Origin of the sequence: Nocardioides plantarum, from assembly GCF_006346395.1 — a bacterium.
GTDB lineage: Bacteria > Actinomycetota > Actinomycetes > Propionibacteriales > Nocardioidaceae > Nocardioides > Nocardioides plantarum.
The window spans coordinates 1,160,996-1,180,047 of sequence record NZ_VDMS01000001.1 but is presented as its reverse complement, the minus strand read 5'-3'; the positions used below and the strand labels follow the sequence as shown (position 1 = coordinate 1,180,047).

Sequence of the window (19,052 nt, the reverse complement as noted above, 5' to 3'; positions counted from 1 at the left end):
TCCTCCCCCATGCGGTGAAACTGCGCCGAACCGGAACCCCGACGAGGAGACTCCTCCCGTGAGCATCGACCATCCCCCCACCGCAGCGACGGGCCTCGACCCCACGGTGCCCGTCACCTCCTCGCCGTTCGTGCGCCTCCCCGACCCGGAGCTGGAGGCCTACGCCGACCAGTTCCTGGGCGAGGTCGCCTCGATCCCGGAGCAGCGCGCCACGGTCGGATGCATCATCCCGGCCTACAACGAGGCCGAGACGATCGCCGGCGTGCTGGACTCCCTGCTGATGCAGAGCCGGCTGCCCGACGTCATCCACGTGATCATCAACAACTCCAGCGACGACTCCGTCGAGATCGCCAGCCACTACGCCGGCCCGCAGACGCGGATGACGGCGACCGGCGAGCAGTCCACGCTGATCTACGTCCACGACATCGGCAAGAACCCCGACAAGAAGGTCGGCGCGCTCAACTACGGCTACTCGCTGGTCGAGCACATGGACTTCCTGCTCGGCGTCGACGGTGACACCACCCCCGAGCCCGACGCGCTCGAGGCGCTGGTCGACGAGATCTCCTCCGACGACCGCATCGGCGGCATCTCGGCGATCTACTCGATCGACGACAGCGCCATCGAGGGGCTGATGCCCAAGCTGCTCATCGCCGGTCAGCGCGCGCAGTTCTCGGCGTTCAACATGCAGAACCTGCTCAAGGGCCGCAACATGGCGGTGCTCGGTGGCCAGTTCTCGATCTTCTCGACCGCGGCGCTGCGCGACGTGATGCGCGAGAGCCACCAGCGCACCCCGTGGGTCAGCGACAGCGAGGTCGAGGACTCCCTGCTGTCGCTGCAGATCAAGAGCGCCGGCTACCTCACCAAGATCAGCGCCAAGGCGCGCGCCCACGTCGGCGGCATGGAGACGCTGCGCGCCCTCGACGGCCAGCAGGTCAAGTGGAACTTCGGCGCCATCGACCTGATGTGGCCCGGGCAGCGCGGCGACACCAAGGGCCAGCCGCTGCACCCCAACCTGCGCCTGCGCTGGTTCGAGCACCTCTCGATGGTCGTCAACATCATCACCCGGCTCGGGTTCCTGATGCTGCTGGCCGGGTCGATCACCATCGACGCGCTGGTCTTCCAGTGGTACTGGGCGATCCCGCCGATCGCGGCCGTCCTGCTCAACGTCAAGGTCGCCAAGTCGATGGCCTTCGTCAACCGACGCGACTACCTCTTCGGGATCCTCATGTTCCCCGCCGAGTTCTACATGTGGATCCGAATGGGCCACTTCGTGCGCGCCTGGCTGAAGTTCTTCAGCCGCCAGCAGACCGACAACTGGGCCGCGCAGGCCAAGGCCGAGCGCGGCAAGGGCACCGCGTTCCTCTACCCGTTCATCGCGCTCGTCGTGTTCCTCGTGATCAGCGGCGTGGTCTGGTACCAGCTGCCGATCGCCACGCGCTCCGACGTCCTCGCCGCGTGCTGGCCGGTGCTCGGTCTCATCACGGCCCTGCAGACCGTCTGGATGTTCGTCAAGATCTCCAAGCGTCACCGCGGCTACCGGGCATGAGGGGCCTCTCGAGCAAGGCTCCCGGCCCCCTCCGCGTGCTGCTGGCCTCCCTGGTGCTCGCGCTGGCGGCCAGCGGCTGCAGCGTGCTGAGCGGCGGTGACGACAAGGAGCCCGCGCCCCAGGCGCCCACGTCGGCCACGGCCTCGACCGACCTGGTCGACTCCCAGTTCACCCGTGACGGGACCTTCCAGTCCCACCTGTCGACCAACGGGGCCACCAAGGTCGACTTCGTCTTCACGATCTATCCCACGAAGGCCACGCCCCGCACCAACGAGTGGTACCCCGGCGGGAAGAAGTACTTCACCTTCACCTTCCAGGCCTACGACCTGGCCAAGAAGCTGCGCGCCCCGTTCAGCACCAAGCGCCGGGTCTACCTCGACCGGGTCGAGGTCACCTCCGAGACGATCACGACCGACGGTGGCGCGACCGAGCAGCCCTACGAGCTCGACGTGACCGCGGCGGACTCGACGTTCGATCCTCAGCCCGTCACCACCAGGTACGGCATGCTGGTCACGTCCCCGAAGGGGGCCTTCGAGCTGCGCAACCAGGCCATCGGGCCGATGTCGAAGGACACCGCCGGCGTCGAGCTGACCTTCCGGGCGGTGGTCTACGTGCAGGCCAAGGTCGGGTCGTCGACCTACCTCAAGCGCACGATCAAGCAGGTCGTGCCGATCGCGATCTTCCCCTCCGACAAGGACACCGTCGCCAGCAAGATCCCGATCAACGCCAACTGACCCCGGGGCCGGGTGGTCGACTCAGCCGTCGGCCATCCGGAACCCGACACCCTTGACGGTCTCGATGTAGCGCGGGGTGGGCCCGTCGTCGTTGAGCTTGCGGCGCAGGCTGGCGACGTGCCCGTCGATGGCCTTCTTGTCCGCCTCGTTGACGAAGTACGACGTGACGTACTGCTGACCACGCACGGCCAGCACCAGGTCGGCCTTGCTGCGTACCCGGCGTCCGGTGCGCAGCAGGGAGAGCAGGATCTCGGCCTCGGGCTGGGTCAGCGGCAGGGCGCGGCCCCCGATCGCGGCGACCCCGTTGGTCGTGTCGACCACCAGGTCGGCGAAGCGCAGCACGTGGCCCGGCGCGATCGGCTCGTGGGCGATCGCGTCGTGCGACGCGGCGGAGCTCACCGGCACGACGGCCGGCTGGACCGGCTGCTGCTGGACCGGCTGCTGGACCGGCTGCTGCTGGATCGGCTGCTGGTACTGCGGCTGGGCGGGCTCGGCCGGCTGATAGGTCTGCGGCACCTGCTGGACGGGCTGGATCGGCTGCTGGGCCGGCTGGACGGGCTGCTGGGCCGGTGGCGGCGGCTCGGCGTCCACGGGCCGCACCCGGCGCCCGACGTAGGGGGTGGGGGTGCCGGAGGCGTCGCGGAGCTCCTGGGCGGCCGACGCCGCCCACGACGACACCTCGGGCTCGGGATCGGGCACCAGCCCGGGCTCGGGGCGCGGCACCGACGGGGCGGAGCCGGCCTCGGGCTCGGCGTACGCCGCGCGGCGCAGCATGGAGTCGGCGCGGGCCCGCAGCTCGCGCGGGCGGAACGGCTTGACCAGGTAGTCGTCGGCTCCGGCCTCGAACCCACGGATGATGTCGACCTCGCTGGTGAGCGAGGTGATCATGATCAGGTAGGTGCGGCTGAACTGGCGCAACGTCTTGGCGACGGCGAACCCGTCCATCCCGGGCATGTTGACGTCGAGGGTCGTCAGCAGGGGCTGGTGCTCTTGGACGGCCGCGATGGCCTCGGGTCCGTCCTTGGCGAGCACGACGGTGAAGCCCGACTGTGACAGCACCAGGTGGATGAGGTCGCGCACGTCGGCGTCGTCCTCGGCGATCACCGCAAGGCGGAGTTGGGGCACAACGAGGTCCTATCGAGGGGGGAGGAGGACAGTCTCACAAGGGCGGGAGTACGGCGGTGTGGCGACCCATGATTCACCACCCGGCGTCCTCCGCAAGACGAACCGCCCGGTCAAGCCAGATGTCACCGGCCGGGGGCCCCCCGTGGCAGGTGCCGTCGGACTCGGCGGGGGGCTTGATCCACAGCAGGGCGTCGAGACCCGTGCCGTCGTCGACGAACCCCGGGTTCTCGCCCAGCGACTGGCCCTCGGGGTTGCACCAGTCGTCGACCGGGGTGCCGGCGGCGCTGGAGGCTCCGGACCGGCCGGTGTCGATGACGTAGTGGGCGCCGTCGAGGAGCTTGCTGAGCTGGGCGGCGTAGGCCCGCTCGCGCGACAACGGCTGGTAGTTGGCGACGTCGGTGGCGAAGCCCCGCACCGAGCCGACGTCGACCGCGCGCAGCAGCTCGGCCATCGTGGCGGCCGGGACCCAGGCGGAGTGGCCGGCGTCGACGTACGTCGTGACCCCGGCGGCGTCGAGGACCCCGACCGCCTGCTTGAGCAGCCGGATGCGCGACTCCTTGTCACCGCAGCTCACCGAGGAGGCCAGGGCGTCGGGCTCGAGCACCACGACGCTCCGGTCGCCGGCGGCCGCGGCGATCTCCGAGACCCACGGCACGTAGGTCTCGTCGGTCAGTCCGCCCGCCGAGAAGCCGCCGGTGCAGTCGCGGTCGGGGATGCCGTAGACGACGAACAGCGGCACCGTGGACCCCTTGCCGCCGTCGGCACCGTCGGCGACGCCGACCGCCCCGGCGACGTAGGGCCCGACCCGACCGGCCGGGAACGCCTCGGGGGTCAGCCAGATGCCGGTGGGTACCTTGGCGAGCCGCTCGAGCACGCGGGCCCGGTCGGTGTCGCCGTCGGCCTCGGCCTGCCGGACGGCGGCCGTGAGCCGCGGGTTGGCCAGCACCGTCTGCGCCCGCTCGGCGAACGGGTTGCCGTCGCCGGTGCCCGTCGGTCCGTCGCCGGACTCGTCGCTCGCGCCGCACGAGGCCAGGACCAGCGTCGCGACGGCGAGTGCTGCGGTCTGGGCGAGGGGACGGATCGGCACGGGTCCAGTGTGGACCAGCCGGGCGGCTGCGACGTGGTCGACGGCCGCGGGCCGCGAGTCGGCGAGGCTGCGAGGGGTCCTGACAGACTGCGCGCCATGAAGGACGTCGGACCCGACGCCACCGCCGCGGGCGGCCGCGGGACGGCGTACTGCCGGCGGGGCTGGAGCCTCTGGCTGGGGATCGGCCTCGTCCTGGCCGGACTGGCGGTCCTGGGGTGGGTCGGCTGGCAGCTCTACGGCACCAACGTGGTCTCGAGGCATCGGCACCAGGAGACGGTGCAGCGGCTCGAGGACGAGTGGGCCAAGCCGCAGGGCGAGGCCCGAGCCGACGTGGGCACCGCCCAGGGCACGGCGTCCGCGATCCTGCGGGTCCCGGCCTGGGGCGACGACTTCGCCGTCCCCGTGCTCGAGGGTGTCGACGACGCCGCCCTCGCCTCGGGCGTCGGCCACTTCGAGGGCTCCGCCGGGCCCGGCCAGAAGGGCAACTACGCGCTGGCCGGGCACCGGGTGACCCACGGCGAGCCGTTGCGCGAGATGGAGTCGCTGGACGTCGGCGACCTGGTCGTCGTGGAGACCCGCGACGTCGTCTACACCTACGTGCTGGACACGGACGGTGACGACCTGCGGGTGCCGTTCACCGCGGGGTGGGTCGTCGGGGCCGAGCCGGTCAACCCCGACCCGGCCGGCGTCGGCCCGCGTGAGGACGAGGCCGAGCTGATCACGCTCACCACGTGTGCCGAGCTGTTCCACACCGACGACAGGTTGGTGGCCTTCGGCCATCTCGTGTCGGCGGTCGACCGCTGAGCACGGCTCGACCGGTGACGATCCCCGGGCCACACGGGGTCGTGGCCCGCCTCGGCGGCTGATGCACAATGTCGCCATCATGACCGTGGGGGCCGATGGCGAGGGTGACGCCAGCGACGTCGAGCTGACGGCGCGCGCCCGGATGTCCGATACCGCTGCCGTGGCCGTCCTGTTCGAGCGGCACCACGACGCCGCGTTGCGACTGGCGCGTGGGCTCACCGATCCGGTGACCGCCGAGGACATCGCCGCCGAGGCGTTCGCCCGCGTGCTGCGGTCCCTCCGTGAGGGCAGGGGGCCGCACGAGGCGTTCCGGCCCTACCTGCTCCGAGCCGTGCGCAACGTGCACGTCGACCACGTCCGCAACGACCGTCGCTACGTCTGGGAGGACGAGCCGACGGACCGTGAGACGGCCCCGGCAGCCGACGTACCCCTCGAGACGAGCGACGAGGCACGCCTGGTCGCCCGCGCCTTCGACAGCCTGCCCGAGCGCTGGCAGACCGTGCTGTGGCACACCGTGGTCGAGAACGACGACCACGCGACCGTCGGCCGGCTGCTCGGCATCAAGGCGAACGCCGTGGCTGCGTTGGCCTTCCGTGCGCGCGACGGACTGCGCGAGGCCTACCTGACGGCACACCTGGGACAGCTCCCCGCCGGCTGCCAGCCGACCCGCGGCTCGTTGGCGGCCTTCGCCCGCGGTGGTCTGCACGGTCGCCGGGAGCGTGTGGTCCAGGCCCACCTCGCGGAGTGCTCGACCTGCACCGCGGCCATCGACGACCTGCGTCGCATCAGTCGCGGGACCGGGCTCCTCCTGGGACCCGGTGTCCTGGGGGTCGCCGGTGCGGCCTACGTCACCGCGGCCTACGAGGGCAGCGGGGTTCTGCCCGCCGAGGCAGAGCTGGCCTCGGGCCGCAGGCGCGACCGGCGCCACCTGCTGGTGGCGGTCGCCGTCGCGGCTGCGCTGGTCCTGGTCGCGGGCAGCGTCCAGGCTCTGGTCGGCCGCGAGTCCGGCCGGGACGACCGCGAGTCCTCCGCGCCCGGCGGCGGGGCCTCGCCCGGGACGGCGCAGACGTCGGCGCCGTCCATCGAGATCCCGACCTCCCAGCCGCCCTCGCCGCACGGGACACCCTCGGCGCCGTCGACCGCCTCGCCCGTGACACCCCCGGACAGCCCCACGCCACTTCCGTCGTCGCCGCTCACGGCCACGACGCCCCCGATCGTCCCTGTCGTGCCGCCCGACCTCACGCCGACGCCGATCGACCCGTCGGTCATGCCTCCGATCGGCGAGCCGGTCACCCCCCTCCCGCCCTCGTCGTCCACACCCCGCGCCGACCTGTGGCTCGCGAACGCCAGGTCCGAGGACCTCGTCGACTTCCAGCACTTCGAGGTCGGCGTCGGCAACGGTGCGCTGTCGAAGGTGCGGGTGGAGCTGAGGCTCGCCGGCGTCGACTCCTGGACGCTGCACTCCGGGCCGTCCTGGGCTGTGGCGTCGTGTCGAGAGCCCGCCCCCGCGCGCGTCGTGTGCGAGGTGCTGTCCACCCGCGGACCCCTCGGGTTCGACCTGGTCGCGGGCGACGGCTTCAGGGTCGACGCCGTGGTGAGTGCCCCTGGCAACAAGGATCCGCGCCCCGGCAACGACGCCCTGTCCTTCCGTGGCTGAACTGCTCCCGCAAACCCCGTAAGGGAATCGGCTCCCGCCCGTCTTGTCTGGGACAACCCCACGCAGATCGGTTCGGGACGGTATGAGCACGACCAACGACGAAGTACCCACCGAGCAGGTGGCCGGCCCCACCGCGCTCGAGCTCCCTGCAGACCTCGACCAGCTCCCGCCGGACCTGGCCACCCCGGTCGCAGCGTGGTTCCGCCACCACGGCGTCGATCCTGACCGGGTGCTGCCGGGCACGCTGGTCGAGCGCGACGAGGTGCAGCAGTCCCTCTCCTGGCGCGAGCTGATCGACGGGCAGGTCCGGGTGCGGACACGGCTCCCACCGGTGCTGCGCGGACGGCACTGGCCCGCCCGGTTCCCGGAGGCCTGGTGCCGTCACGCCAGCCCGGCGGTGCCGTGATCGCCGTACGGGCGCGGCAGACCGTCCCCGGCGACCGGCCCTCGAGGAGAGGTGCTCGCGAGTCGCGTAAGGAATCGCGACGGTGTCCGTCTCTTGGGGGACAACCGTCACCCAGCTCGTCCAGGACGTCATGACCACCTGTAGCAACACGATCCGCACCGCCGGACCGACCGTGGGACACGGGGCCGAGCCGGCCGTCCTCACGCCCGGCACGCACGACCCCCGACCAGGTCCGGCAGGTCCGGTCGGGGGCTGATCCGAGACCACCGCTGCGGGACCCGAGCGGTGGTGCCCCTTCGGTGCGCGTAGCACCAGCCCCACCCGCACCTCCCGCAGCGTGGCGCCACCCGGACCGATCGCTCGTCGCGGTCCCCGGCGTGGCTCGTCACGTCCGCGCCCGTCCACGGGCGCCTCGCAGTCCCTTGCCCCATCCGGCGCCCGCTTCCTCTCGGGTGACGTGCAGTTCCTCCTCACGAAAGTTGCCTCATGCTCTTCGCTTCCTCCCCTCATCCCTCCTCCGCGCCTGCGCGCACGTCGCGCCGCACATCACGCGCGGTGCGCGGGTGGCGCCGGATGGCGCTGTGCGCCATGGCGATGACGGTCCTGACGACGGCGGGTACGGCGTACGCGACCGATCCGGGGGCGGGCGAGCCGACCGACGTGGTGTCGGCCACCGGCTCCGCGGCCGAGGGGACGGACGCGCCGACGGACCCGGGCGCACCGACCGGCTCCGCGACCCCGACCCCCCACGACCAGCCGTCCACGCACTCCCAGCCCTCGAAGCAGGACGAGGCCGACGACGAGGGCGGCGCGGCCGCACCTCGAGACGTGGCCCAGTCGGTCGTGGGTGTCACCAAGGAGAACAACCTCGACGACGGGCCCGTGCAGCCCGGTGACGAGTACCTCTACATCATCACCGTGCGCTGCTCGGGCCTGACCGCCGGCTGCGTCAACCAGACGGCGACCGACGTCCTGCCGGCCGGTCTCGACGTCACCTCGCTGCCCCAGGCGACGGGAGGACGCACGGTCGACTACGACCCGGCCACCCGGACGCTGACCATCCGGTTCACCGAGGCGCTCCAGGAGCCGGCCGACGCGGTCGGGCTCAACGACGGCGCCACCCGGGTCATCGAGGTGGGTGTCCGGCTGCCCGCCGGCACGACGATGGCCGACGGTGACCGGATCTCGAACACCGCGACGACCGACGCCGACAACGCCGACCCGGCGTCGAGCACCAACCTCGTCGAGGTCGACGTCCCGCGCGTCGTCGCGCCGGTGGCCACCAAGAGCTGGACCGATGGGTCCGCGATCGCCGGGAGCGGTGAGGACACCGTCGCCGTCCTGGGCGTCCGCAACGCCTCCACCGGTCCTGTCATCGTCAAGGAGCTCTCCGTGACCGACGCGACCGCGGCGACGTACGAGCACTTCGACCTCACCGGTGTCGAGCTCAGCCGCTTCCCCGCCGGCGCGGACACCGCACAGCTCCTGGTGTGCCGGGAGCCGGTCGGCACCTGCACCGACGCCGACTACACGGCGGTGGACACCCGTACGGCGCCGGGAGCGTTCGCCGTCCCGAACCCCGCCGGCGTCACCGGCTTCCGCGTCGTCTTCCGCGACGCGAGCGGCGACGCCCTGCCCTTCGACAGCACCGGCGGCGAGGTCCGCGCCGGACTCGAGCTCCGCTCGACGCTGCGGAGCGACGGCACCCAGATCGACCCCACGACCCGGCTGACGATCACCAACTGTGCGGCGCCACGCGCCGTCGACGACCAGGGAGCGGTCACCGCCGGGACCTCGGTCTGTGACACGTTCGCGATCCTGCCCGACACGGTCCTGGTCAACTCGCAGAAGACCTTCTTCCCCGACACCAACGGCGACTGGGACCAGGACGCGGGTGAGTACGCCGTCGTGGGGGAGGACTCGCCGGTCACCGCCTCGGTCCGGATCCAGAACGCCAGTGCGTTCCCGATCCGCACGATCACCATCACCGAGCCGGACCCGCTCGCGCCCGCCTCGCAGTCGGAGTTCGACTCGCTCGACGTGACGACCGCCCGCCTCCGCCTCCCGAGCGGGGCGACCACGGCCGAGCTCGTCGTCCAGTACGCCGATGGCACCTCGGCGACGTTCGATCGCACCTCCAACTCGGTCGTCGACGTCACCAAGGCCGGCACCCGGGTGACGAGCCTGTCGGTGACCTACACCGGGGTCGACGGCTCCGGCTCGCCGTCCATCGCCGAGAACGCCACGGCCTACCTCGACGTCCACGGGACTCTCAACAGCCAGGTCGACGCCGCGGACCTGCCCAACGGCTCCTCGCCGGGAGTCGGCAACTGCGCCGCCTTCGTGGCCCGCGCCGACACGTCCAACAGCACCGGCACGATGAGCGGCAGCGCCTGCGCGACCCTGGCCGTGGAGACCAGGCGGAGCTCCGGCACCGGTGTCAAGACCAGGTCGCAGTCGAGCCTGCCCGAGGGGCAGCCGATCGACTTCAACCTGACCCTGACCAACAACGGCAACGTGCCGCTCGTCGATCCGGAGATCGTCGACCCACCGGTCGACGGCAGCGGAGCGCCCCGCGCCGCCGGCAACCCCTTCGACCTCGTGAGCCTGGTCTCCGCGGTGGTCACCAAGGACTCGGGAACCCCCGCGACCGCGCTCGAGGTCTACGACCCCCGGGTCTCGACCTGGGTGGCCTACAGCGGCTCGGACACCGCGCTCCTCGCTGCGGCCACCGGGGTGCGCGTCCGGGTCCTCGGCGAGCTCGACCCCACCAAGCGGGTCTTCCTGAGGGTGACCGTGATCCGGCGCGACGGGGTGGCCGACGGCCAGACCCTGACCAACTGCTTCCAGGCCTCGGGAGACGGCTGGACGGGGTTCGCCGACGACGTCTGCTCGGCCGGCGTGCGGACCGGACCCGCCGACAGCGGCGCGGTCATCAACAAGGCCATCCAGCCCGCCGAGCTGGCCGAGCCGGTCCCCGGCGTGCCGACGCAGACGGCCCAGGTGAGGCTGACGATCGCCAACACCGGCAACACCAGCGCCAGCCGGCTGGTCCTGACCGACGAGGACCTCGACCCCGCCGCGCCCGCCGGCGTCCGCGACTTCTGGGACTCCGTCGACCTCGCCCAGGTCAGCGGCGTGACGTTCCCCCTCGGCGCCGACCGGGTCCAGCTCGACGCGCTCACGGCCGGCGGCTGGGTCGCCGGTACGCCGGACGGCTCGGCCCCTTGGGGCCTGCCGACGGGTGTGGCGCCCGCTGACGTCCTCGGGCTGCGGGCCACGTTCACCGCCAACGCGGGCGGCTACGCCCTGCGTCCCTGCGAGGGCGCGCCCACGCCCGCCTCGTGCACCGGTCAGGTGACCTTCGACGTGCACCCGCGACAGACCCGTCGCTCCGACGGCCAGCCCCTCGGCCGGGTGACCCTGACCGACAGTGCCAGCGGAGGCTTCGAGACGCGCCTCCAGACCACCGGCACCCTGCAACCGGTGGCGCCGGTGGAGGCCACGCTGAGCTTCGTGCGCGGTGCCCCGCAGCTGGCGGTGGACAAGACTCCCAACTCCGCGATCGCCCCCGGCGAGACGGCTCCGTTCCGGCTCAAGGTCGTCAACAGCGGTACCGCCGACCTGCCCGACCTGGTGGTCGAGGACGAGCTTCCCGCCGGCCTCACGTTCGAAGAGAGCTTCGCCGGCGACGGCGGCCAGCCCTACCGCCTGGTCGACACCCAGGTCCCGGCCGGCACCGCCCCGGTCCCCACACCGACCTTCAGCACCACCACCGGCAACGGTGGTCGGATCAGCGGGCTGCGCTGGGAGTTCGGGTCGTGGACGATGCGACCGGGCACCACCCTCGTCCTGGAGATCCAGGTGACCCTCGCTCCGGGGGTGACCGAGGGTCAGGTCAGCACCAACCTCATGGGGGCGACCTCCTCGCACCCCGACCTGGCCTGTGCCTCCGGCAGCGGCACCCAGACCGGCGGGTCGCTCGGGGCCGGCACGTGGTGCACCGACACCGCGGCGGTCACCACCAAGGCCGGTGCCGCCTTCCAGGCCCGCAAGTGGGTCGCCGGCAACGACAGCCTGGGCTGGTGGGACAACCGCAGCCAGGAGCTCGTGCCGGTGGGCGACGACGCCTGCCCGGTGCGCTCCGAGGGTGGCCGGTCCTACACGGCGTTCCCCTGCGTCGCCCTGGTCAACCCGGGCGACCGCTACGACTACCTGCTCCGCTTCGTCAACGCCGGCACCGAGCCGGCGACGAGGATGCGGGTCATCGACCGGTTCCCGGTCAGCGGTGACAAGGGCGTGGTCCTCAGCGGCACCGACCGTGGCACCCAGTGGGACAACCGACCGCGCCTGGCCACCGCCCCGCAGCTCGTGGGCAGCGGCGCGCTCTCGACGTCGTACGCCGCCACGGAGCCGCTGTGCACCGACGACCTGGCGATGGGCGACGACTGCGCGCCCGGCGACTGGTCCGCGCCGTTCGGGCCCGGGGTCGTGGCCGCCCAGATGCGGGTCCAGTGGGACCAGCCCCTGGCCCCCGGTGAGGGGGTGAGCGTCACCTTCTCGATGGACACCCCGCTCGAGGTCGCCCGCGTCGCCGACCCGACCATCGCCTGGAACTCCTTCGGCCACGCCGAGACGACCCGGCGCGCCAACGGCGGCACCCGCGTGCTGCCGCCGACCGAGCCGATCCAGGTCGGTGTCGCCACGGCGTACGGCACCCTGCGCGTGACCAAGGAGGTGACGTCGAACCCCGGTGACCTGCCGGTCTCCGGTCTCGACTTCGAGTTCGCCTACCGGTGCACGATCGACCCGATCGGCAACCCGCGGCAGACCGCCGCCTCCGGCACGCTCACCCTCCGCGACGGCGAGTCCGCCGACGTGACCGGCATCCCGGCCGGCGCGGCTTGCGAGGTCTGGGAGACCGACGCGCGAGGTGGCGTCAGCGACCACCCGCAGAGCGACCCGGCCACGGTCACCATCGCCCCGCAGCTCGGCACCCAGACCGCGGTGTCGGCCGTGACCATCGGCAACGCGTTCCCGATGGTGCCGCTGTCGATCACCAAGGCGGTCACCGGTGCCGCGGCCCAGTACGGCGCCGACACGACCTACCCGGTCGAGGTGGCCTGCACCTTCGGCGGCGTGGCCGCGCCCGGCTTCCCGCAGACCGTGCAGCTGGTCGGCAACGACACCCGGACCGTGGACGCACCCACGGGTGCGACCTGCACCGCGGCCGAGCTGGACGCCGGCGGCGCCACCTCGACGACGGTCCGACCTGCCGACGGGGTCGTCATCGTCCCCGGCGCCCCGACGGCACTCGAGCTGACCGTGACCAACACCTTCGAGGCCGGACGCCTGCAGATCCGCAAGGAGATCACTGGCGCGGGCGCCTCGCTGCCCACGGGCCCGTTCGACTTCGAGGTCTCGTGCGCCTTCGAGGGCACGACGCTCCCGCCGGTCACGGTGACCGTCGACCGGCCCGCGGGCGCGACCGAGATGGTCGAGGACGTCCCGATGGTGCTGCCCATCGGCGCCGTGTGCACGGTGACCGAGACCGACGACGGGGGCGCGGACACCACCCCCGCCCCGGTCACGGTGACGATCGTCGAGAACGCCTCCGACAACACGGTGCAGGCGACCTTCACCAACGAGTTCTCCGCCGGGACGGTGGCGCTCTCGAAGGTGCTCGCCGGTGCGGGCCGGGACGCCGACTACGCCACGGACGCGACCTTCACCGTCCTGGTCACCTGCGCCAAGGACCGTGCCACCGACGTGCTCTACTCCGAGCCGATCCAGGTCAAGGGCGGCGAGCGGGTCGAGCTGACCGACGCCGACGGCGATGCGGTCCTGCTGCCGCTGGGCACCAGGTGCTGGACCGAGGAGACCCGGACCGGTGGCGCCACCAGCCACACCAGCGACGCCGACTCGTTCGACACGGGCGTCGAGGTCACCGCGGGGACCCCGGGCGACCTCCAGGAGCTCGAGCTCGCGGTCGTCAACACCTTCGACCTGACCTCGATCGCCCTGCTCAAGAAGGTCGACGGCGACGCCGCCGACTACGCCGCCGGCCGCGAGTACGTCGTGGCGCTGACCTGCGTGCTCCCGCAGGACGGTGCGATGACCCCGCTCCTGACCGCCCAGGCCTACACCGTGGTGGCCGGCACCCCGGTGGTCGTCCCGGACCTCCCGGTCGGTGCGCAGTGCTGGGCGGAGGAGACCGACGCCGGCGGGGCGACCGCGACCGTGGTGAGCCACCCCGGCCCGACGCAGCCGTTGACCGCGACGCCCACCGGCGATGACCGGATCAGCGTCACGAACACCTTCGACGCCGCCGAGCTGACCGTGACCAAGAAGGTCGTCAACGGCCCGGCCGGTCCCTACGCGTTCGAGGTCTCCTGCACCACCGCTCAGGGGCAGGTCGACCTGGACAAGGCGGACGCGGCGTTCCGACTGCGCGCGGGGCAGACGCGGACCATCTCGGTCCCGGTCGGTGCCGAGTGCCGGGTGAAGGAGGTCGACGTCCCCGACGCGGCCTCGGTCGGCTACGCCGACTCGACGGCCGCCGACGGTGGTCGGCGCGACGGCCGCGTCGTCGTCGATCCGGACGCCTCGGTCGTCGTGACCAACACGTTCCCCCGGGACGACGAGGGAGTGGTCGACGGTGCCGTGGGCGGCCGGGACGGCGAAGCGGACGGCGGCGACGGCGGCCTGCTGCCCAACACCGGTGGTCCTGCTCTCTGGCTGCTCCCGGTCGGCGCGCTCCTGCTGCTCGCCGGCGGCCTGGTCCTCAGGTCACGACGGCGGCGACCCGTGTCCGGCGCCTAGATGCCCGTCACGCGCCGGTGGGGGCGGCGGCGCAGCTGTCCGCTGGTCGCCGTCCTCGCCTCCGCCGTCCTGGTCCTGGGCTCGACGACGCTCCCGTCGGCTGCGGTCGACGGGGGTGCCGACCCGGAGGCGGAGGCGCGGGGAGCGGAGCGGCCGGACGGTCGGCCGACGGTGGCGGCCGAGCGTGACGGGGTGGACAGCGTCACCTTCAACCCGGCGCTGGGCTACCCCGGCCCGACGATCCGCACCGGAACCGACCCGATCACCCTGCTGCCGGTCACCAACACCGTCCGGCTGGACGTCTCTGCCGAGGGATTCGCCAGCGTCTGGGTCGACTGGAACGAGGACGGCGACTTCACCGACGCCGCGGAGCGGGTGGCCGACGCCCGTCCGGTCGGTGCCGGGGCCAACGACGTCACGTTCCCCGGCTTCGACAACCCGGCCGACATCCGCACCGACGTCCGGGTCCGCTACAGCACCGACGCATCGACGATCCACTCACCGACCGGGGGCGCCCCCGGCGACGAGGTCGAGGACTACCGGGTGCTGGTCGAGCGGCTCGTCGTACCGGCCGCGTGCAGCCCCGTCGACGAGCCGTACTACGCGATGACCTTCCAGCACGTCGGTCCGGTGACCGGCGGCACGGGAGCGACCGGCACCCAGCGGCTCTACTCCGACGTCGCCGTCGTCCGGGGCCGACCGGTCGACATGCGACTCCAGGTGATCGGCGGGTCCGCGACCCTCGGCGGCCTCGCGCCGGGGACGACGGACGACGCCGCGTGGAACCTGCCGGGCGGCGGGGCCACCCTGCGGTACTCCTTCGTCGAGGCCGGGACGACGACGCCGATCGCCGTCAACGGCGTCTGGACCTTCAGTGACATGGACGCCACCGAGCGCGCCGCCATCCGCCCCGCGTTCCTGAGCGGGTACGCCGTCACCCCCGCCAGCAGCGTGGCCGTCGCGGAGGACCCGGACTACGTCCGCTTCGCCGGCACCGTCTCGGGCAACGCGGAGCCGAGCCAGCGGTTCCAGATCTGGTTCCGCGACCAGACGGCCCCCGAGATCGCCTGGAACGGGTTCGCCAACTCGGGCTTCGGCGTCGACGCCGACAGCGACGTCCCGGTCGAGGCGTCCTGCGACGACTACGGCGACGCCCCCGACACCTACGCCACGACCCTGGCCGCCCAGGGCCCGCACCACACGATCACCCCCGGCCTGCGCCTCGGAGCGACCTCCGAGTTCGACGCCGACGGTCAGCCCACCGTGGGTGCCGACGGCGACGACACCAACCGCACCGACGACGAGGACGGCGTCACCGAGATGGTCGCCACGACCGGCCTGCCGGCCACCGCCAGGGTGGCGGTCACCAACTCCGCCGCGACCGCGGCCACCCTGGCCGGATGGATCGACCTCGACCGGTCGGGCGGCTTCGACCCCGACGAGCGGGTCGTCGTCGCCGTGCCGGGTGGCGTCGTGGCCCGGCCGTTCGACCTGACCTTCGGCAGGGTCAGCGGGTCCCAGCCGACGTACGCGCGCTTCCGGCTCTTCCCGGGCTCCGTCCCGGACCCGCTTCCGACCGGCGCGGCTGCCGGCGGTGAGGTCGAGGACCACCGTGTCGAGGTCCGTGTGCCGCGGCTCAGCGTGGTCAAGACGTCCACCGCGACAGCCGAGACCCGCGCCGGCGACACCGTGACCTACACGGTCACCCTGACCAACACGGGGACCGACGACTACACGCAGGCTCAGCCCGCCCGGGTGGTCGACGACCTGACCGACGTGCTCGACGACGCCGTCTACGGTGGCGACGCCGCGGTGGCCGTCGACGGGCAGCCGGCCGACGCACCCTCCTACGCGGAGCCGCGCCTGACGTGGAGCGGCCCGCTCGCCGTCGGCGAAGCCGCCGTGCTCACCTACACGGTCCGGCTCACCGGTCGCGGTGACGGCGTCGCCGCCAACACGGCCTTCGTGCCGGCCCCCGGTGGTCCGACGACCACGCCGGCGTGCACCGGCGACGCCGCCGCGCCCTGCGACGTCGAGACCTTCCGGCTGCCCCGGCTCGAGCTCACCAAGACCGCGAACCGCACGCAGCTCCCCGCCGTCGGTCAGACCGTGACCTACACCGTCACCGTGACCAACGCGGGGCCGGGCGACTACACCCCGGCCCGCCCGGCGACCTTCGTCGACGACCTCTCGGACGTCCTCGACGACACGCACGATCCCACCGCGATCACCGCGAGCAGCGGCACCGCCGACGTCGAGCCCCCCGAGGTGACCTGGCGCGGGGCCCTGCCGGCCGGGCAGTCGGCGACGATCACCTACCGGGTCGCCTACACCGGCGCCGGCGACCAGAGGCTGGTCAACAGCGCCTGCGTACCGGCGTCCGAGGCCCTCGAGCCCACCGAGGCCTGCCGCAGCGTGTCCGTGCCGGGCTCGGGCCTGCACCACGACAAGGCCGTCGACCCCGCGACCGGGACGCCGGTCGAGGTCGGCCAGGTGCTGACCTACACGCTCACCTTCGACAACGACGGCGGCACCAGCGCCGACGTCGACACCAGCGACGACCTGCGCGACGTCCTCGACGACGCCGACCTGGTCGGAGCCGTCGAGGCCGATGCGGGCCTCGCCGCGACGGTCGTCGGCGACCGGCTCGAGATCGAGGGCCAGGTGCCGACCGGAGCCACCCGCACGGTGACCTACCGCGTCCGGGTGCGGGACTGGGTGGCCCAGGGCGACCACGAGCTCACCAACGTGCTGGGCTGCGAGCCCGGCGAGCCGGCCGGCTGCGCCCCCGAGTCCACGAGCAACCCGGTGCGTCACCTCACGGTGACCAAGACCGCGGTCTCCGACCCCGAGCCCGACACCGGCGACACCGTCGACTACACGATCACCGTCGTCAACGACGGGGCGCTCGACCTCTCGGCCGAGGAGCCGGCCGCTGTCGTCGACGACCTCTCCGACGTGCTGGACGACGCCGTCCTGGCCGGTACGCCGACCGCGTCGACGGGCGAGGTCCGGGTGTCCGGAGACGTGCTGACCTGGAGCGGCGCGATGGCCGTCGGCGACGTGGCGACCATCGCCTACCGGGTGACGATCACCAACCTGGGGGACCACCGCCTCGTCAACGCCGCCGGGGTGCCGGGCTGCACCGCCGACGACTGCGCCGACGCGGTCACCACGCTGCTGCCCCACGTCGTACCCCGCAAGCTCGTCGACCCGCCGAGCGGGAGCCCGGTCCAGCCCGGCGACCTGGTCACCTACGTGCTGGCGTGGACCAACGACGGTCCCGTCGCCGGTCGCATCGACGCCGAGGACGACCTCTCCGACGTGCTCGACGACGCCGACCTGACCCGTGCCCCCGCGAGCACCAGCCGCTCCGTGCGCGCGGTCGTGAGGGGCGACCGCCTCCGGGTCACCGGCACCCTCGACCCGGGGGACCGCGTCACCGTGAGCTACCAGGTGACGGTCAGGGGAGCGGACGACGGCAACCACAACCTGTCCAACGTGCTGGCCCCGGACGCGCCGCAGGTGGCGTGCCCCTCGGTCGACACCTGCGGCCCGGTCGACCCGTCGCGGACCACGAACGCCGTCGGCGTGCTCGAGGACTGGAAGACCGTCGATCCGCCGTCGGGCACGTCGGTGCAACCCGGGCGACGGGTCACCTACACCCTTCACTTCGGCAACACCGGCACGGCCGCCGTCGCCGTCGACCGCATCGACGACCTCGGTGGCGTCCTGGACGACGCCCGGGTGGTCGGCTCGCCGCGGTCCTCCAGCAAGGACCTGACCGTGTTAGGTCCCGCGGCCGGGCTCCTGCGGGTGACCGGCGCCCTGGCGCCCGGCGCACGAGCGACGGTGCGCTACACGGTCCAGGTGCTCGACGGCGCCCACGGGGACGGCGACCTGCGCAACCACCTCCTCGACCCCGGGGAGGCGACACCGCGGGACTGCCGCGCCGACGACCCCGACCGACCGGACTGCACCAGCAACCCCCGGTCACCGGTCACCGTGCGCAAGACCGCCGACCCCGCGGGCGGCACCGTGGTCGCCGCGGGGGACGTCATCACCTACACCCTGACGCTCCGCAACCGGGAGCGCGACCGTCCGGCCGCCTCGGCACCGGTGGCGGCGGTCGACCGTCTCGTCGACGTCCTGGACGACGCCGACCTCGTCTCCGGACCGACCGTCGACAGCCCGCGGCTGCGAGCGGAACGGGTGGGGTCGACGATCCGACTGAGCGGCCGTCTCGGGCCCGGAGAGGTCGTCCGCGTCACCTACGCGGTCAGGGTGTCCGGGGACGGGGACGCGATGATCCGCAACGCGGTCGCCATGGGCCTCGACGGGGTCGTGGGCGGCTGCCCCGCCAGCTCGGACCAGTGCACCGAGCACGTCGTCTCCCCGTCCGGCGACGACGGTGGCTCCGGTGACGGTGACGGCGCTGGTGGCGGCGGGGGCCCGCTGCCGGACACCGGGTCGCCGGTCGAGGCGTGGGTGCCGGTCCTCGCCGTCGTGCTCGTGGGACTCGGTCTCCTGCTCCTGTGGGTCCGTCGCCGCCCACGCTCCCGGTGGGTGAGATGACCCTCAGACGTCGCAGTCCTCGAAGTCCGGTGGAGGTGATCCGACCCCACCCCGCTGCCGACGACGGTCGCGGTGTGTCCAGTCCTCGCGGCACGCCGGGGCGGGCCCGTCCACGGTCGCGCTTCGACAGCGTGCTGGCCCAGATGTCGGACGACGAACGTCGCGCCGTCTACGACATGATGAGGGACGAGCTGGCGCGCGGGTGGGCTCCCAACGCGTCCGACCTGGCGGCCCTGCTCGAGGTCGCACGTCGCCGAAGGGATCGGGACCGCGGCGGTGCCTGAGGCGTGCGCGTC

At 72.9% G+C, this 19,052-nt stretch carries 10 protein-coding genes; 8 read left to right on the top strand and 2 right to left on the bottom strand.

Annotation, left to right across the window (positions count from 1 at the left end; all coding sequences use genetic code 11):
* Positions 1 to 58 precede the first annotated feature (58 nt).
* Entirely contained in the window at positions 59 to 1,546 is a 1,488-nt protein-coding gene (locus tag FJQ56_RS05470; protein ID WP_211350756.1) for a glycosyltransferase family 2 protein, read from the top strand.
* Positions 1,543 to 2,280, top strand: a complete 738-nt coding sequence (locus tag FJQ56_RS05465) for a hypothetical protein (protein WP_140008142.1) — start codon at positions 1,543 to 1,545, stop codon at positions 2,278 to 2,280. Before FJQ56_RS05470 ends, FJQ56_RS05465 begins: the two co-directional genes overlap by 4 nt.
* Before the next feature lie 21 nt (positions 2,281 to 2,301).
* Here FJQ56_RS05465 and FJQ56_RS05460 read toward each other — a convergent pair whose 3' ends face one another.
* Together FJQ56_RS05460 and FJQ56_RS05455 are read right to left on the bottom strand one after the other, a co-directional pair.
* Positions 2,302 to 3,405: a winged helix-turn-helix transcriptional regulator gene (locus FJQ56_RS05460; protein WP_140008141.1), complete on the bottom strand. Its 1,104-nt coding sequence runs from the start codon at positions 3,403 to 3,405 to the stop codon at positions 2,302 to 2,304.
* A gap of 73 nt (positions 3,406 to 3,478) precedes the next feature.
* Positions 3,479 to 4,492, bottom strand: coding sequence for a glycoside hydrolase family 6 protein (locus FJQ56_RS05455; protein WP_170215275.1), 1,014 nt, complete (start codon positions 4,490 to 4,492; stop codon positions 3,479 to 3,481).
* A gap of 96 nt (positions 4,493 to 4,588) precedes the next feature.
* On the opposite strand from FJQ56_RS05455, the gene FJQ56_RS05450 reads away from it, so the two are divergent.
* From FJQ56_RS05450 to FJQ56_RS05425, 6 genes are all read left to right on the top strand, one after another.
* Complete coding sequence (locus FJQ56_RS05450; RefSeq protein WP_140008139.1) at positions 4,589 to 5,296, top strand: class E sortase; 708 nt, start codon at positions 4,589 to 4,591, stop codon at positions 5,294 to 5,296.
* A gap of 79 nt (positions 5,297 to 5,375) precedes the next feature.
* The gene (locus FJQ56_RS05445) at positions 5,376 to 6,953 is read left to right on the top strand and encodes a sigma-70 family RNA polymerase sigma factor (protein WP_170215274.1); all 1,578 of its coding nucleotides are present in this window, start codon (positions 5,376 to 5,378) and stop codon (positions 6,951 to 6,953) included.
* 82 nt (positions 6,954 to 7,035) lie between these two features.
* On the top strand, positions 7,036 to 7,359 hold the full coding sequence (locus FJQ56_RS05440; protein ID WP_140008137.1) for a hypothetical protein: 324 nt from the start codon (positions 7,036 to 7,038) through the stop codon (positions 7,357 to 7,359).
* Positions 7,360 to 7,914: 555 nt separating this feature from the next.
* Positions 7,915 to 14,181 (top strand): DUF5979 domain-containing protein, encoded by a 6,267-nt coding sequence (locus FJQ56_RS05435; protein ID WP_140008136.1) that lies wholly within the window; start codon positions 7,915 to 7,917, stop codon positions 14,179 to 14,181.
* Positions 14,182 to 18,756 carry a DUF7927 domain-containing protein gene (locus FJQ56_RS05430; protein WP_140008135.1) on the top strand — a complete coding sequence of 1,525 codons (4,575 nt, stop codon included), beginning with the start codon at positions 14,182 to 14,184 and terminating at the stop codon, positions 18,754 to 18,756.
* Positions 18,757 to 18,830: 74 nt separating this feature from the next.
* Positions 18,831 to 19,040: a hypothetical protein gene (locus FJQ56_RS05425; protein ID WP_140008134.1), complete on the top strand. Its 210-nt coding sequence runs from the start codon at positions 18,831 to 18,833 to the stop codon at positions 19,038 to 19,040.
* Positions 19,041 to 19,052: the final 12 nt, after the last annotated feature.

Coding starts and splice junctions, on each gene's coding strand:
- FJQ56_RS05465 (WP_140008142.1), top strand. CDS start 1,543: ATGAGGGGCCTCTCGAGCAAGGCTCCCGGCCCCCTCCGCGTGCTGCTG.
- FJQ56_RS05450 (WP_140008139.1), top strand. CDS start 4,589: ATGAAGGACGTCGGACCCGACGCCACCGCCGCGGGCGGCCGCGGGACG.
- FJQ56_RS05445 (WP_170215274.1), top strand. CDS start 5,376: ATGACCGTGGGGGCCGATGGCGAGGGTGACGCCAGCGACGTCGAGCTG.
- FJQ56_RS05440 (WP_140008137.1), top strand. CDS start 7,036: ATGAGCACGACCAACGACGAAGTACCCACCGAGCAGGTGGCCGGCCCC.
- FJQ56_RS05430 (WP_140008135.1), top strand. CDS start 14,182: ATGCCCGTCACGCGCCGGTGGGGGCGGCGGCGCAGCTGTCCGCTGGTC.